Annotated in this window: 13 protein-coding genes and 1 tRNA gene; 5 read left to right on the forward strand and 9 right to left on the reverse strand. The window is 32.2% G+C overall.

Features of this window, described 5'->3' with window-relative positions; translation table 11 throughout:
* Positions 1–55: 55 nt before the first annotated feature.
* A complete protein-coding gene (locus AWE51_RS14520; protein WP_066314577.1) occupies positions 56–1,336 on the forward strand; it encodes a UDP-N-acetylmuramoyl-tripeptide--D-alanyl-D-alanine ligase in 1,281 nt (426 codons plus the stop codon).
* On the opposite strand, the gene AWE51_RS14525 is transcribed toward AWE51_RS14520, so the two are convergent.
* The 8 genes from AWE51_RS14525 to AWE51_RS14560 form a co-directional block, all read right to left on the reverse strand.
* Complete coding sequence (locus tag AWE51_RS14525) at positions 1,333–2,418, reverse strand: DUF2652 domain-containing protein (RefSeq protein ID WP_066314581.1); 1,086 nt, start codon at positions 2,416–2,418, stop codon at positions 1,333–1,335. The two genes, AWE51_RS14520 and AWE51_RS14525, sit on opposite strands and share 4 nt — an antisense overlap.
* 220 nt (positions 2,419–2,638) lie before the next feature.
* Positions 2,639–2,713, reverse strand: a tRNA-Val gene (locus AWE51_RS14530).
* Between the two features lie 69 nt (positions 2,714–2,782).
* Positions 2,783–4,000 carry a bifunctional folylpolyglutamate synthase/dihydrofolate synthase gene (locus AWE51_RS14535; RefSeq protein WP_066314583.1) on the reverse strand — a complete coding sequence of 406 codons (1,218 nt, stop codon included), beginning with the start codon at positions 3,998–4,000 and terminating at the stop codon, positions 2,783–2,785.
* Between the two features lie 5 nt (positions 4,001–4,005).
* A complete protein-coding gene (locus AWE51_RS14540; RefSeq protein WP_066314585.1) occupies positions 4,006–4,902 on the reverse strand; it encodes an energy transducer TonB in 897 nt (298 codons plus the stop codon).
* A 1-nt stretch (position 4,903) separates the two neighbouring features.
* Entirely contained in the window at positions 4,904–5,296 is a 393-nt protein-coding gene (locus tag AWE51_RS14545) for an ExbD/TolR family protein (protein ID WP_066314587.1), read from the reverse strand.
* A gap of 1 nt (position 5,297) precedes the next feature.
* Complete coding sequence (locus AWE51_RS14550; RefSeq protein WP_082832451.1) at positions 5,298–5,981, reverse strand: MotA/TolQ/ExbB proton channel family protein; 684 nt, start codon at positions 5,979–5,981, stop codon at positions 5,298–5,300.
* 84 nt (positions 5,982–6,065) lie between these two features.
* Positions 6,066–7,535 (reverse strand): sodium/proton antiporter NhaB, encoded by a 1,470-nt coding sequence (nhaB, locus tag AWE51_RS14555; RefSeq protein WP_066314597.1) that lies wholly within the window; start codon positions 7,533–7,535, stop codon positions 6,066–6,068.
* 27 nt (positions 7,536–7,562) lie between these two features.
* Positions 7,563–8,789 carry a Glu/Leu/Phe/Val dehydrogenase dimerization domain-containing protein gene (locus tag AWE51_RS14560; protein WP_066314598.1) on the reverse strand — a complete coding sequence of 409 codons (1,227 nt, stop codon included), beginning with the start codon at positions 8,787–8,789 and terminating at the stop codon, positions 7,563–7,565.
* A gap of 446 nt (positions 8,790–9,235) precedes the next feature.
* Between AWE51_RS14560 and AWE51_RS14565 the strand changes: the two genes are divergently transcribed.
* Positions 9,236–10,378: an acyl-CoA dehydrogenase gene (locus AWE51_RS14565; RefSeq protein WP_066314604.1), complete on the forward strand. Its 1,143-nt coding sequence runs from the start codon at positions 9,236–9,238 to the stop codon at positions 10,376–10,378.
* 599 nt (positions 10,379–10,977) lie between these two features.
* On the opposite strand, the gene AWE51_RS14575 is transcribed toward AWE51_RS14565, so the two are convergent.
* Positions 10,978–12,678: a helix-turn-helix domain-containing protein gene (locus AWE51_RS14575; RefSeq protein ID WP_066314607.1), complete on the reverse strand. Its 1,701-nt coding sequence runs from the start codon at positions 12,676–12,678 to the stop codon at positions 10,978–10,980.
* 349 nt (positions 12,679–13,027) lie between these two features.
* Here AWE51_RS14575 and AWE51_RS26505 point away from each other — a divergent pair, with 349 nt between their 5' ends.
* The 3 genes from AWE51_RS26505 (at position 13,028) to AWE51_RS26515 (ending at position 13,742) form a co-directional block, all read left to right on the forward strand.
* On the forward strand, positions 13,028–13,198 hold the full coding sequence (locus tag AWE51_RS26505) for a hypothetical protein (protein WP_157766104.1): 171 nt from the start codon (positions 13,028–13,030) through the stop codon (positions 13,196–13,198).
* A gap of 206 nt (positions 13,199–13,404) precedes the next feature.
* Entirely contained in the window at positions 13,405–13,557 is a 153-nt protein-coding gene (locus tag AWE51_RS26510) for a hypothetical protein (protein ID WP_157766105.1), read from the forward strand.
* Positions 13,558–13,574: 17 nt separating this feature from the next.
* Positions 13,575–13,742, forward strand: coding sequence for a hypothetical protein (locus AWE51_RS26515; protein ID WP_157766106.1), 168 nt, complete (start codon positions 13,575–13,577; stop codon positions 13,740–13,742).
* Positions 13,743–14,226: the final 484 nt, after the last annotated feature.

The raw sequence follows: 14,226 nt of genomic DNA on the forward strand, positions 1-14,226 counted from the left end.
ATAAACAAAAAAGCCCTGTACTTAACTGTCAGGGCTTTTTTATACAATATGATATATGACCATTTCACAAATTCATAAATTATTTTTAGATAGCAAAGGAGTCTCTACTGACACAAGGAAAATTAGCAAGAACACCTTGTTTTTTAGTTTAAAAGGAGAAAATTTCAATGGTAACACATATGCCGATAAAGCACTCGAATCAGGTGCCTCGTTTGCCATAATAGATGAGCCAGAATTTAAAACTTCAGACAAACATATTCTAGTTAATAACACATTAAAAACACTACAAGATTTAGCTTTATATCATAGAGAGTTTTTAGGTATCACTATTATCGGGCTAACAGGCAGTAATGGAAAAACCACTTCAAAAGAATTAATAAATTGTGTTCTTTCTTCTAAATTTAAAACCACTGCCACAATAGGCAACTTAAATAATCATATAGGTGTCCCACTCACTCTTTTGTCTATGACACAAGAAACAGAAATAGGAATTGTTGAGATGGGCGCAAATCACCAAGGTGAAATCGAATCTTTATGTGCTATTTGCAAACCAGACTATGGTTACATCACCAATATAGGAAAAGCCCACCTAGAAGGGTTTGGAGGCATCGAAGGTGTTCTAAAAGGCAAAACCGAACTATACAGACATCTTAAACAAAATGATAAAGCTGTTTTTATTAATATTGAAGATCAAAAATTAGTCAACGCATCATCAGGAATAAAGAGTTTTAGTTTTTCTCAAACTAGTAAAAGTGATTGTACAATCAAATTAATCGAAGCAAATCCAAATGTGATTGTATCATACCAAAACCTAATCATCAACAGCAATTTAATTGGTGTATACAATTTTACAAATATAGCTGCTGCAATTGCTATCGGAAATCATTTTAACACCCCTCCTAATGCCATCAAAGGAGCCATAGAATCTTACATCCCAACAAATAATCGTTCCCAAATAATAAAGAAGGATTCATACACTATTATTCTTGACGCCTATAACGCCAATCCGTCAAGTATGGAGGCTGCCATAAACAACTTAACAACACTAAACGATAACAATAAAATTGTTTTTCTTGGCGATATGTTTGAATTAGGCTCTGAAGCTAAAGCTGAACATCAAAAAATCACTAATCTAATCACAAACACTAGTGTAAATGAAATCTACTTATTAGGAAAGAACTTTTTTCAAACAACATCTAATGATCCTAGAGTTAAAAAGTTTGAGTCTTTTGAAAACCTAAAGAGTAATTGGAAATTAAAAAACAAAAAGGTTACAATACTGATCAAAGGTTCTCGTGGGATGCAACTTGAACGAATATTAAATTTACTTAACTAGACAGATCTGCCTTCTTTTTTAATGAAATCAGAGAGCGCATCTAAAGATTTTGCTGTGGATTTCTTAATTGCTGTTTTAATAAACATTGACAGTACTATTTTTTTAATCCAAGATTTCGCTTCGGGGTATATCTCCAACCTTAATTGACAAAGAGTATCAGAGATTGGTTTTATAATAAAAAAATTATAAATCAAATCTATTGGTACATCGGTTGTGCGCTCACCATAAACAATCTCGTTTCCCTCAACCTTTTTAGTAACTGTTGTAAAATTTAACCGTTTTCCGTCGATTACACATACATGTTCTGAACCCAGTCTAGTAATTTCATTAACATTATATTCAATCTTATCTACGCCTTTAGCCCAATAATACCTGTAACTATAGTTTGTAATGTACTCTAATAATTGTCTTGCAGAAATTTCAAAATCCCTTACAATAACGATACCTGGTTTTTCATCAAAACTTACTTCTTCTGGAGTGGCAAAGGGATTAAGTTTGAGTTTAGTTTTATCTATTTCTGAGTATAAATATTTAACCTTTTTATCGTCATAAGTATCATAGTTCTCATGAAAGAGATACAACTTACTCTCATACCCTTTAGACAATCCTATAACCTTACTCACATCATCACTCAATAACGTATAGTTATCACTATCAATAGAGTTCTTTAACATTCTATGCACCTCTATAACTGATTCTCCAAAAGGTTTTCGTTTTCCCTGCACAGTAATAAACTGAATTTCTCCACAATGCACTACAATTTTTAATTCTAAATTTGGAGCCTTTGCACAAGCATTGCAAGGACAAATACGGTTTTTTTCTAACAACTTTAAATGACTATAAAACGCCGTAAACATCGTTTCAATCTGAGCCAAAAGCTTTTCTTGAGAAGGGATTTCGTTTTCCTTATAAAAAAATAAAGCATCACCTTCGACTTCGGCCAATTGTAGATGTTGAGTATTAGCTTTAACAAGAACCTCTAACAGTTCCGAAATTACATGTTGACTATGTTCTGCTTCTGTATTCTGAACAAAATGAGTAAAACCAGATATATCTGGTATAAAAAGTAATGAATTGAGCATATTGATATATACAATACAACAAGAATTAAAACCTAAATGAGAGGATTTAACGCGTGTAAATAATATTTAGAGGAAATGTAACGAATTTATAGCCATCTGCCTTTTGATTAACACTAAAATAAGAAAAAAAGGCTATCGTCAAGTGCATTCATTTTAAGTTTCATATTTTTAACAGAAAGTGTATAAAACCAAAAAAGGTTCTCATAAATGAGAACCTTTGTGGGCGCTAAGGGATTCGAACCCCTGACCCCTTGGGTGTAAACCAAGTGCTCTGAACCAACTGAGCTAAGCGCCCGCTATCTTGCGATTGCGGATGCAAATATAAGACAGTTTTGCAGTCTACCAAAACAATTTCAAAGAAAAATTAAATTATTTCTGCTACTACAAATGTACTCCCTCCTACATAAACAACATCTCGCTCTGTAGCACGTTGTAAAGCAGCTTTGTACGCTTTTTTTACAGAACTAAACCCCTCTCCTATTAAATTATTTTTTTTTGCATTTTTTTCTAATTCTTCTACCTCAAGTCCTCTAGAAATATCTGGTTTTGCAAAATAGTACTGGGCTTCTGTTGGGAAAAGAGTAAGAATTTTACTTAAATCTTTATCATTAACCACTCCTAAAACAATGTGCAAACTATCATATTCCTCTTTTAGTAATTGCCGCATCACATACGTTAACCCATCTTCATTATGCGCCGTATCACAAATAACCTTTGGTCTTTGTTGTAAAACTTGCCATCTTCCTAACAAACCTGTAGTTTTAGATACATTTGCAAGACCATTCTGAATTGCCAATTCACTAATTAACCATCCCTGATCTTTTAAAACTGATATTGTTTGTAGAGTAGTCTTTATATTTTCGTTTTGGTATTCTCCTTTCAAATCTGAAGAATATAGAAATCCTGCATATCCACTTGCATTATACAAAACACTACTACAAGACGCGGCTTTGTTTTCAAATACCTTCTTTGTATCTACAGTTGTTCTACCAACAACAACAGGAACATTTTCTTTTATGATACCTGCTTTTTCATTTGCTATTTTTTCTAAAGTATCTCCTAAAAACTTTACATGATCAAGACCTATATTGGTTATAATTGATACCTCTGGCACAATTATATTTGTAGAATCTAACCTACCACCAAGTCCAACTTCAATTATAGCAATATCTACTTTTAAAGTTGCAAAATACTCAAACGCTAAACCAACCGTCATTTCAAAAAAAGACAGCTGATTTTCTTCAAAATACGCCTTATGTTGCTCTATAAAATCAACTACATAATCTTCTTCAATTTCTACACCATCAATCTTTATACGCTCCCTAAAATCCTTTAGATGCGGTGAGGTATACAATCCCACTTTATAACCAGCCTTTTGCAAAACTGAAGCTAACATATGACTCGTTGAACCTTTACCATTTGTACCCCCAACATGAATACTTTTAAACTTCGTTTCAGGATTTTGTAGATATTTAGCTAATTGAATAGTATTATGAAGATCTGCTTTATAAGCACTACTACCTTGACGTTGATACATTGGTAATTGGCTGAACATCCAATCCAGTGTTTCACTGTAATTCATATTTTTTATTCGGAAAGTTTGAATTGATAAATAATAGTTCCTACCTGTTTGACCGGCGCTTTTGAATCGCTATTAAACTTTGTAGCCATAGCTGCTCTTTTTGCAGGTTCCATTAAACATGCCGAACTATTAGTTGTACCTTTTACACCCGGAGTGGCACGGATTACTTTTCCGCTTTGATTCACTTCTATTTTTACAACAACGATTCCGGATTCATTACAATCTTGAACGAACTTCTCTTTGTTTAGAGCCTTTCGTCCTCCTAATCTATAATTACCATCACCATCTAGTCCTTTACCAGTACCATAATATGACTTTGCATTTGGGTCTCCATTAGGACTACCCTTATCTCCTGGCGCTTTGTCGTTTCCTTCTCCCCCCTTAGATTTCCCATCATTTTTGGGGCCATTAGAAAAACTATTCAGTATATCCAATGTAGACTTATCAGGTTTAGGATCAGGTTTTTTTTCCTCTACCTTTTTTACTGGTTTATCTTTTACTGGATTCTTAACCGGCTTTTGTTCTGTATTTTTTTTAGGCTGCTCCTTAGGCTTTTCTATCTTCTTTTTAGGCTTCTTCTTAGGTTTTTTCTCTATAACCGGAGCTTCTTCGGTGTCCTGAGTAACAACTTCATCTTTGATTTCTGGAGATTCTTCTACCGGTTCAGGAGGAGTTGCAGCCGTTTCAGGAGTAGTATTTTTAGGTGATGTTTTTATTGGTTTATTGGGTTGAATCTTACCAGAACCTGTTTCTGTAGTTCCAAAATTAACAGCAATACCACCTTCTTCATCTGGCTCTATATAATTAAGACTTAGATAAAATAACAAAAAAATAATCCCAATGTGCAAAATTAAAGTTAGCACAAATGATTTCTTTTTATGTTTTGTATCTAGTTTTATCATATTAATCGGGTTTCACTGCCAGTATTACTTTAAATTTATTTCTATTTGCTATATCCATTACACCTACGGCTTTTTCAATAGGCACACCTTCTTCTGCTCTTAAGATAATTGTCGGTTCGTTCTGACCTTTCAAACGAGTTAACAATTCACTCTCTAATCTACTTTGAGTTATTCGTTCACTATCGATATAGTATTGTAATTTATTGGTAATACTTACCGATATATTTTGTGTATTAGAACTTTTTCCTTTTGCTTTTGGCAAAACCAAATCTAGCGCTTCAGGAGTTATTGCTGGTGATGTTAACAAAAAGAAAACCAACAATAGAAATACAATATCCGTCATTGACGACATACTGAACTCTGGACTTACTTTATTTCTTCCTCTTAAATTCATATCAAGCAGGTTCGTTTAATAAATCAAGAAAGTCTACAGCCTTTGCTTCCATACTGTGTATAACTTTATCGGTTCGTACAACTAAATGATTATACCCTATATAGGCAACAATCCCTACTACTAGTCCTCCTACAGTTGTTGTCATTGCAGTATATATTCCTTCTGCCAAAACTCCCATATCAGCAGTTCCTTCACTAGATGCCAAATTATGAAATGCCAAAATCATACCAATAACTGTACCTAAGAAACCAATCATTGGTGCAGCTCCAGCAACAGTGGCCAGTATACTTACGTTTTTCTCTAATTTATACACTTCTAGCCTACCTGCATTTTCGATAGCTTTATTAATATCCTCTAATGAATGGCCTATCCTTGAAATTCCTTTTTCAGTTAATCGAGCAACAGGGTTATTGGTTTGCGCACATAATATTTTGGCCGCTTCAATTTTACCTGTAGTTACATTATCTCTAATTTTAGTCATAAAGCTCTCATCATATTTAGATGCCGCTTTTATAGCAAAGATTCTTTCGAAATAAATGTACACTGCAACAAACAGTAATACAAAAAGAATAGAAATGATTACAACCGCTCCTGTACCTCCACTAAGTAGAAGGTCCATTATAGATAATGAATTCTCTGTCTCTGTTTCGCTTTCTGCAGCGTTTTGGGCAATAGCTCCAAGCATAGATAAATATGTCATGTTTGATTTTGTTAATTTAGTGTTAGTATACTAACGTTATTTCTGTAGGTTAAGTATATGGACGTTTTTTTATAATATATATATAATTCCTAATAAACCAATGCCTCCAAGCACAATTGTATAAGGAAAAGCCATTTTCACCATTTTCATATATGACAATCCTATTAACGGCGCTAAAGAAGATGTTAGTAAGAATAAGAACGCTGCTTGACCATTAGGTGTTGCAACACTTGGTAAATTTGTTCCTGTATTAATCGCTATAGCTAACTTCTCAAATTGTTCACGAGATATTACTCCACTATCAAAAGCCTGTTTGACTTCACCAATATACACAGTAGCTACAAATACATTATCGCTAATCATCGACAATAATCCATTTGCGATATAAAACATAGAAGGTTGTTGATCGGGATCCAACGTTAATGCCCAATCTATAATAGGCTTAAACAGATGCTGATCATGAATCATAGCAACAATAACAAAGAAAACTACAATTAAACCTGTAAATGGAAGCGCTTCTTCAAATGCCGCCCCTAATTGATGCTCTTCAGTAATCCCCATAAAGGCAGTTTGTACAATTATTAAAGCTAATCCTATAAGACCAACTGGGGCTAAATGCATTGCTAAACCAATAATTAAAAGTATAGCTGATACTGCCTGAACAATAAGACCATATTTAGATTTATCAGATCTATTTGCATCTTCTTCCTCTGTGTAACTCTCTATAATTCTTCTGGCCACTTCTGGTAATTTTGCACCAAAACCAAAAGACCCTGTAGCCTCAAGAACAACTGTTGTAAGCAATCCTGCACCTAGTACTGGAATCGAAATTGGAGCCATTTTTAAGAAAAACTGTATAAAGTCCCATCCCATTCGTTCTCCTATTAATAGGTTTTGCGGTTCTCCTACCAAAGTACAAACTCCTCCTAAGGCCGTACCTACCACTCCATGCATTACCAAACTTCTTAAGAAACTTCTGAATTGTTCTAAAGTATCCCCGCTTAATTCCTTTCTATCCAAAGTCCCGCTATCATCATAATCTCCAGAACCTGAATGAATCTTATGGTATACTCCATAAAAACCAACTGCTACACTTATTAAAACAGCAGTTACAGTTAATGCATCCAAAAATGCCGAAAGTACTGCTGCAAGAAAAACAAACAGTAGCGACAATACCATTTTAGACTTTATTTTTGTAAACACTTTACTAAAAATATACATTAATAAAGGTTTCATAAAATATATACCGGCTACCATAAAAACTAAAAGCAATACAACTTCTAGATTTTGGTCTATTTCATGATAAGCATTTTTTGGAGTAGTAAGATTCAATATCAAAATCTGAATTGCCAACAAACCTCCTGATTGCAAGGGGTAGCATTTTAGTGCCATCGCCAATGTGAAAATAAATTCTGCGATAAATAACCAAGAAGTAATTATTGGTCCTAAAACGAAAAAAGAAAATACATTGAAAATTAAAAATCCAATCATTATGGTTTTGAACCATTTTGGACTATTACCTAAAAAATACTTAAACATAGTTTTACTTAGTTAATGCGATTAATATTACAGTAATTGTTTCAGGGCTATTTCAAACGCTGTTTTACTGATACTAGTTTTTGTTTTGTTATTATTATATGTATGTTGAATAGCTTTTTTTATAGTTTCGGATGTATCCATAAAAATAGCTTCATCGGTCATTTGCACTTTTCGTTCCATAAAATATGAAAATACTCTTGCCATACCGCAGTTAGAAATAAAATCAGGTATCAGACTTACTTGTTCATCTGTATACTCCATTATTGGTCCAAAAAATATTTCTTTATCAGCAAAAGGAACATTGGCTCCGCAAGAAATTACTTCTAAGCCTGAGTCTATCATTTGTGATATCTGATCTTTAGTAATTAACCTAGAGGCAGCACAAGGTGCAAATATTTCAGTTTGTAAAGACCAAATTTTTTCATTTAATTGATCAAAAGGAATTAACGTTTCACTATATAATTTATTTCCTTTTTTATTCAAATATAACTCTTTGATCTGTTCAAAAGAAAAACCATCTTCTTTAATAAGTCCACCAGCATGATCTATAATACCTACTACCTTAGCTCCCATTTCTGAAAGGTAATATGCTGCTGCTGACCCAACGTTACCAAAACCTTGTACCACAGCCTTCTTTCCTTTTACATCACCTCCATAAATACTGTAATAATGCCTTACAGCTTCTGCTACTCCATATCCGGTAATCATATCAGCAACGGTATACTTTCTAGACACATCTGGTGAAAACATAGTATTTTCTAAAACTTTGATAACTCCTTGTCTTAATTGCCCTATCCTATTAATCTTATCAGCTTCGGTAGGTTGAAAGTGTCCATTAAAAACTCCTTCTTGCGGGTGCCATACACCACACTCTTCTGTAATAGGAATTACTTCATGAATCTCATCTACATTAAGATCTCCCCCAGTACCATAGTAACTTTTTAATAATGGAGATACAGCTTTATACCATCTTTTTAAAACTCCTTTCTTACGAGGATCATTGGGGTCAAAATTAATTCCAGATTTTGCTCCGCCAATTTCGGGTCCAGAAACCGTAAATTTTACTTCCATCGTTTTAGCCAAAGAGAGTACTTCGTTCATATCCAAACCAAGTCGCATTCTAGTACCACCTCCTGCTGCACCTCCTCTTAAAGAATTTATAACTGTCCAACCTTCAGCTTCTGTCTCAGCATCTTTCCAGTTAAAAATAATCTCGGGAGTTTTATTTTCGTATTTTTTTAATAATTCTTTCATTCAAAAAAATTTCAATTTATTTAACAATAATATTTCCGTCACAATTCGTAACGAAATTGTTCTCTTATTCTATTCGTCTAAATTATCCTCCATTACAGAGGTCAGCGCTGATCCATAAGACATTATTATAAATTGAATTCTAATAAAAATGTTTGATGACAAATATAAAAAACTAAATACGCTGAAACAGTAAATAAAATTAAAATTACGCTAATAATAGTGTTTTTCTTTTCTTACTGTAGGTCGATCAAATTTTAAAAAATATGGGAAAATTCCTCTAAAATACATTCAAAAATTCGTGATATCAAAAAAGCAAAAAAACATTAAAACTATCATATTATAGCTTATATTTGTAGAATTAGTAAAAATCGAGGGGTAAACTCGATTTATTTTCATCAAAAAGTACGAATTTCGTGTTATGCACGCACAGTAAATTATAATAAAATATGGACTTTAAACTATCCGAAGAACAGTTAATGATACGAGATGCTGCTCGTGATTTTGCAAAAGCTGAATTATTACCTGGAGTTATCGATCGTGATAACAAACAAGAATTCCCAACAGAACAAGTAAAGAAAATGGGAGAACTTGGTTTTTTAGGAATGATGGCTTCTCCTGAGTACGGAGGTGGTGGTATGGATACTCTTTCTTATGTCTTAGTTATGGAAGAATTATCTAAAATAGACGCTTCATGCTCTGTTATTGTATCTGTAAATAACTCTTTGGTATGTTGGGGTCTTGACACTTATGGAAACGATGAACAAAAAAAGAAATATCTTTCGAAGTTAACTACAGGTGAATCTATCGGTGCTTTTTGTTTATCTGAACCAGAAGCAGGTAGTGATGCAACGTCTCAAAAAACTACAGCAATAGATAAAGGTGATCATTATATACTTAATGGAACCAAAAACTGGATTACTAACGGTGGGTCTGCAGATTACTATTTAGTAATTGCACAAACGGATAAAGAAAAAAAACATAGAGGTATCAATGCCTTTATTGTTGAAAAAGGATGGGAAGGTTTTGAAATTGGCCCTAAAGAAGACAAATTAGGTATTCGAGGTAGTGACACTCATTCTTTAATTTTTAATGATGTAAAGGTTCCTAAAGAGAATCGTATAGGCGAGGATGGTTTTGGTTTTAAATTTGCCATGAAAACACTTGCAGGTGGACGTATCGGAATTGCAGCACAGGCTTTAGGAATTGCTGAAGGTGCATATGAATTAGCAAAAGAATATTCTAAAGTGCGAAAAGCCTTTGGAACAGAGATTATGAATCACCAGGCTATTGCATTTAAATTAGCAGACATGCATGTTCAAATTGAAGCGGCAAGAATGCTGGTATATAAAGCAGCAATGGACAAAGATAATCATGAAAATTACGACTTATCTGGTGCAATGGCCAAATTAGCTGCTTCTCAAGCTGCTATGGAAGTAAGTGTAGAAGCTGTGCAAATACATGGAGGGAACGGCTTTGTAAAAGAGTATCATGTAGAACGACTAATGCGAGATGCCAAAATCACACAGATATATGAAGGTACAAGCGAAATTCAAAAAATTGTAATCTCAAGAAGTATTCTTAGAGATTAATTCGTTGAAGAAAATTTATTAAAAAGCGAAGTTTGTGTGAACTCACAAACTTCGCTTTTTGTTTTCAAAAATTAATACTCTAATATTCTAATATGGTTATGACAGAAAACCAGTATTAAATTGATATTTTATTCTAGCACTCTAAATTTATTCAACAAAACATGGGCTATTGGCAATGCGAATTCAAGCCCATTAACACAAATAATCAAATACGTGCTGACTACTTCTTACTGTGTGAAATGCATACCTCTATAAAACACCTGTATTACAGATCTAACTATAACTTATAACAGTCAATACTTTTATATATTAGAAGAGGATAACATGGTTGGATTTCAGAATCACATCCGTCGCTATTGTAACGATCCGTTCCACCACCCTTTGCATATTGCTCTGCCGAATTATTCAATTTTGTAATTTTAATTTTTTTTAATTCGATTTTAATTTTCTTGTTTTTTTTCAAAATGATTCTTGTTTTATTTTTTTTTGCATAGCGAATGTAACAAAAAAAGCAGTGTGCAATAAATACCAACAACTGGATATAGGTTAAAATTTATAAATCTTAACCTTATTGTTTAGGTTAAAAACATCTTCAAATATTAATTCTTAAATCTTTTTACATATTCAACGGGATTACACCCTTCTTTCTTAGAAAAGGCTTTAGCGAACGATTGTATATTATTAAAACCAATTTCTACTGCCATTGATCGTATAGAATATTGTCTAAATTTTTTATCATTCTTAATCTTGTGTTTGCAATATTCAATTCGTAAGTCATTAATATAATTTGCAAAATTCTTTTGCTTCTCCATATTAATCACCTTAGACAAATAGGTCGAATTGGTTTTTAATCTTTTTGAAACCTTTACTAGAGTAAGGTCATTTTTTAAGAACTCCAAGTCATCTTCGAAGTTGGTCAATTTCTCTAGTATTCCTTGTTTTAATTCTAATGGAAGTTCAACACTTGTTTTTACAGACTTTACATTCTTTTGTTGCAACACTTTTACTTTTTGTTTCTCTGCCCCTAATAACACATTGTATTTATCTTTTCGTTTTTTAGAAAAATAAAAATAGAAGAAACCTATTATGGTAATCAAAAAAACACCAAAAGCTATTAACTTATAGACTAAAATTTTATTGCTATTTTTAATCCCGTCTATTAACAAATCTTTATCTTTTATTAGCTTTGGCGTATCATATTTTTTTATGAGAGAGTTATTTAATTTAGCATATTTTATATCCGATATACTATCATATTTTAAAAGCTTTTCCATTATTCTTAATTGATTTTTTGGATCATTACTTCTTTTGTAATAATCTATCAATAATGTAAAAGCTTCGGCTATTTCAATTCTATAATTTGAATCATTAGTTATTGCATCCAATTTTTTCAAATAGTGCAATGCCTTTGATTCTTTTTTAAGCTCCAGATACGTCTTAGCTAAAAACAAATATCCTTTTTTAACATTAATATCATTAACATCTTCTTCTGACAAAATTAGCGCCTTTTGCAGACTGTCAATAGCCGATTGATAATTTTTTCTTTCATAACTATTCGCTCCATAAGCAAATAATAGATTAGGATAGTAACGTCTATACGGATTCAACAAACTAGCTTTTATTCCTTTTTTTAAATAAAAATATGCAGAATCATAGTACTTAAGGCGATTATAACTATCTGACATTTTATATAAAGTAGCGATATAAATTTGACTAAGTTTTATAACACTATCTTGTTTTGAGAAATACTCGTAATTCTCTTTATACACTTTTAGTGCCTCACGTTCTTTTCCTAAGGTCGTTTTAAGAATAGCAATATTGTGCTTCAGTCCTATGAGTTGTCTTTCATTATTCATCTTTTCAGAATACTTTTGAGCAATCAAATATGCTTCTAAAGCCTCATTATATCTATCTATTTTACTCAGTATATTTCCTTTTATCTTATACCCTGTAGAAGGATATCGACTATTTTGTGTGTCTTTTGTCAGTTCAATTATTGAGTCTGTATAACATAATGCGATATCAGGTTGTTTTTTATAAATAGAAATAAACATTTGGTAACCATCCGCGATATTTTCTATATTATTTTCTTTCTTGGCTCTATACATATAGTAGTCTGCCAAAGTTCGTTTAACAATTGAATTATGATGTATTCCTCTCCAAAAAAGAGTACCTAATTCTTGAAGTGTTTTATTAGATAAAGAATCAGAAGAACTATTATATATACTTTTCTGCTGCTCCGCTGAGTATACAGAAGTCACGGAACAGACCAAAATAATTAACCAATAAGAAACCCTCATATTATAAGTAAGAGTAAAATGAATTATTACCAAAATTTTGAGTAAACATACAAAGAATATTAAATCAAAAACGAAAAACAACCATAACCCTAATCATCCTTTAATACGTTAACATTACAACAGCCTGAATAGTAAGTCAAAATTTATAAATAGATAGGGTAAAATTTATAAATGCTTACCAGATCTTCTTGAAAAACGTTGCTTTTACACATAGTTTAGTCTCTGAAAACTATTAAAACACTTAGACATTTTGAACATCATCTCCTATCAAATGGATATATAAATTTTAGTCGTAAAACCACACACGACACTAAACATATTGTGGTATAAAATAATTAAAACATATAATATGAAAAACTCAATTTTAAACTTAGGAACCGTTTTAACTAAACAACAACAAAGAAATGTTACTGGAGGAGATACAATATGTAATGATCGTCGTTGTTGGCAAGGGACTGGAGGCGGTCTTAATATGATAAAACTGGACGATGGTACTTACTACACTCCAGGCATGAACTAATTACGGTTTCACATTAATGCGCTTAATTAAAATTATTGGGTAGTGTGATTTAATTTAGGTTAATAAAACAATATTTGAAACTACGCCTTTTTAAAGTCATTAGTTACCCCATGCTGTATTAAGAAAAGCAATGTAATCCCGATTTAAAAAGTGATAACCGAAAAGCTTTATAAAAATAGAGTAGGTATAATTCTTAAAAATTAAACATGAAAAGTTTAGAAAATTATAAAATAGACGCAAAACAATTACAAACAGTGTATGGAGGGGACAGACCTAAAGCTAAGGTTATTGACACGTCAGGCCTTAAACGTCCCATAGAACCAGTAGGAACAGGGTTTGACACAGAATTAATACTTTAATACTAAAATTCAATTTTATGAAAAAATCAATTTTAAACTTAGGAAAAGCTATTAGCAAAAAAGGACAGAAAGAGATTAAAGGTGGTATGAGACATTCTCTAAAATTAGCAGATCCCTTTGAATGCGAAGAGTGTACTGATGGGCATTTATGCGATTACGAAAATGGTTTACCCGTTTGTGTATAATTTCTTTTCAATAACTAAAGTAGATTATTTTCTTTTATTTTAAAATAATCTTAAATGCAATAGGTTCAAAACTTAAATAAGGTTTGAGCCTATTTTTCATTAAAAAAACACTTGAAGATTCCTTATCCTAGTATAAATTAATAACGTGATTTGGGAAATTACGGCCTATACCAAAAACTAATTAAAGACATCTTCTTTTAATTAAGTGATTTGTGTCTCTGAATACCTCTATCCTTTTCAACTCATAACTTAAAACACACTTATTCACCTATAAAGAGCATATTAATACTATAGCATGAATTTATTCAAAAATACTAATTCTCATCATACTTAGAGGCATGCTATAGTATGTACAATAGTTTACTTAAGTAGTATATTGTTTCTATTTTGATTTGTTATTAGTTGGATAAAATTTAGGCATAAAAAAACCCTTCATTATTTTAATGAAGGGTTTCAAAGAAGGCGGCGACCTACTCTTCCACGA

The organism is Aquimarina aggregata (assembly GCF_001632745.1).
GTDB classification, from domain to species: domain Bacteria; phylum Bacteroidota; class Bacteroidia; order Flavobacteriales; family Flavobacteriaceae; genus Aquimarina; species Aquimarina aggregata.

Coding starts and splice junctions, on each gene's coding strand:
- AWE51_RS26515 (WP_157766106.1), top strand. CDS start 13,575: ATGAAAAAATCAATTTTAAACTTAGGAAAAGCTATTAGCAAAAAAGGA.
- AWE51_RS14550 (WP_082832451.1), bottom strand. CDS start 5,981: ATGCTTGGAGCTATTGCCCAAAACGCTGCAGAAAGCGAAACAGAGACA.
- AWE51_RS14540 (WP_066314585.1), bottom strand. CDS start 4,902: ATGATAAAACTAGATACAAAACATAAAAAGAAATCATTTGTGCTAACT.
- AWE51_RS14575 (WP_066314607.1), bottom strand. CDS start 12,678: ATGAGGGTTTCTTATTGGTTAATTATTTTGGTCTGTTCCGTGACTTCT.
- AWE51_RS14565 (WP_066314604.1), top strand. CDS start 9,236: ATGGACTTTAAACTATCCGAAGAACAGTTAATGATACGAGATGCTGCT.
- AWE51_RS14520 (WP_066314577.1), top strand. CDS start 56: ATGACCATTTCACAAATTCATAAATTATTTTTAGATAGCAAAGGAGTC.
- nhaB (WP_066314597.1), bottom strand. CDS start 7,535: ATGTTTAAGTATTTTTTAGGTAATAGTCCAAAATGGTTCAAAACCATA.
- AWE51_RS14560 (WP_066314598.1), bottom strand. CDS start 8,789: ATGAAAGAATTATTAAAAAAATACGAAAATAAAACTCCCGAGATTATT.
- AWE51_RS26505 (WP_157766104.1), top strand. CDS start 13,028: ATGAAAAACTCAATTTTAAACTTAGGAACCGTTTTAACTAAACAACAA.
- AWE51_RS14545 (WP_066314587.1), bottom strand. CDS start 5,296: ATGAATTTAAGAGGAAGAAATAAAGTAAGTCCAGAGTTCAGTATGTCG.
- AWE51_RS14535 (WP_066314583.1), bottom strand. CDS start 4,000: ATGAATTACAGTGAAACACTGGATTGGATGTTCAGCCAATTACCAATG.
- AWE51_RS14525 (WP_066314581.1), bottom strand. CDS start 2,418: ATGCTCAATTCATTACTTTTTATACCAGATATATCTGGTTTTACTCAT.
- AWE51_RS26510 (WP_157766105.1), top strand. CDS start 13,405: ATGAAAAGTTTAGAAAATTATAAAATAGACGCAAAACAATTACAAACA.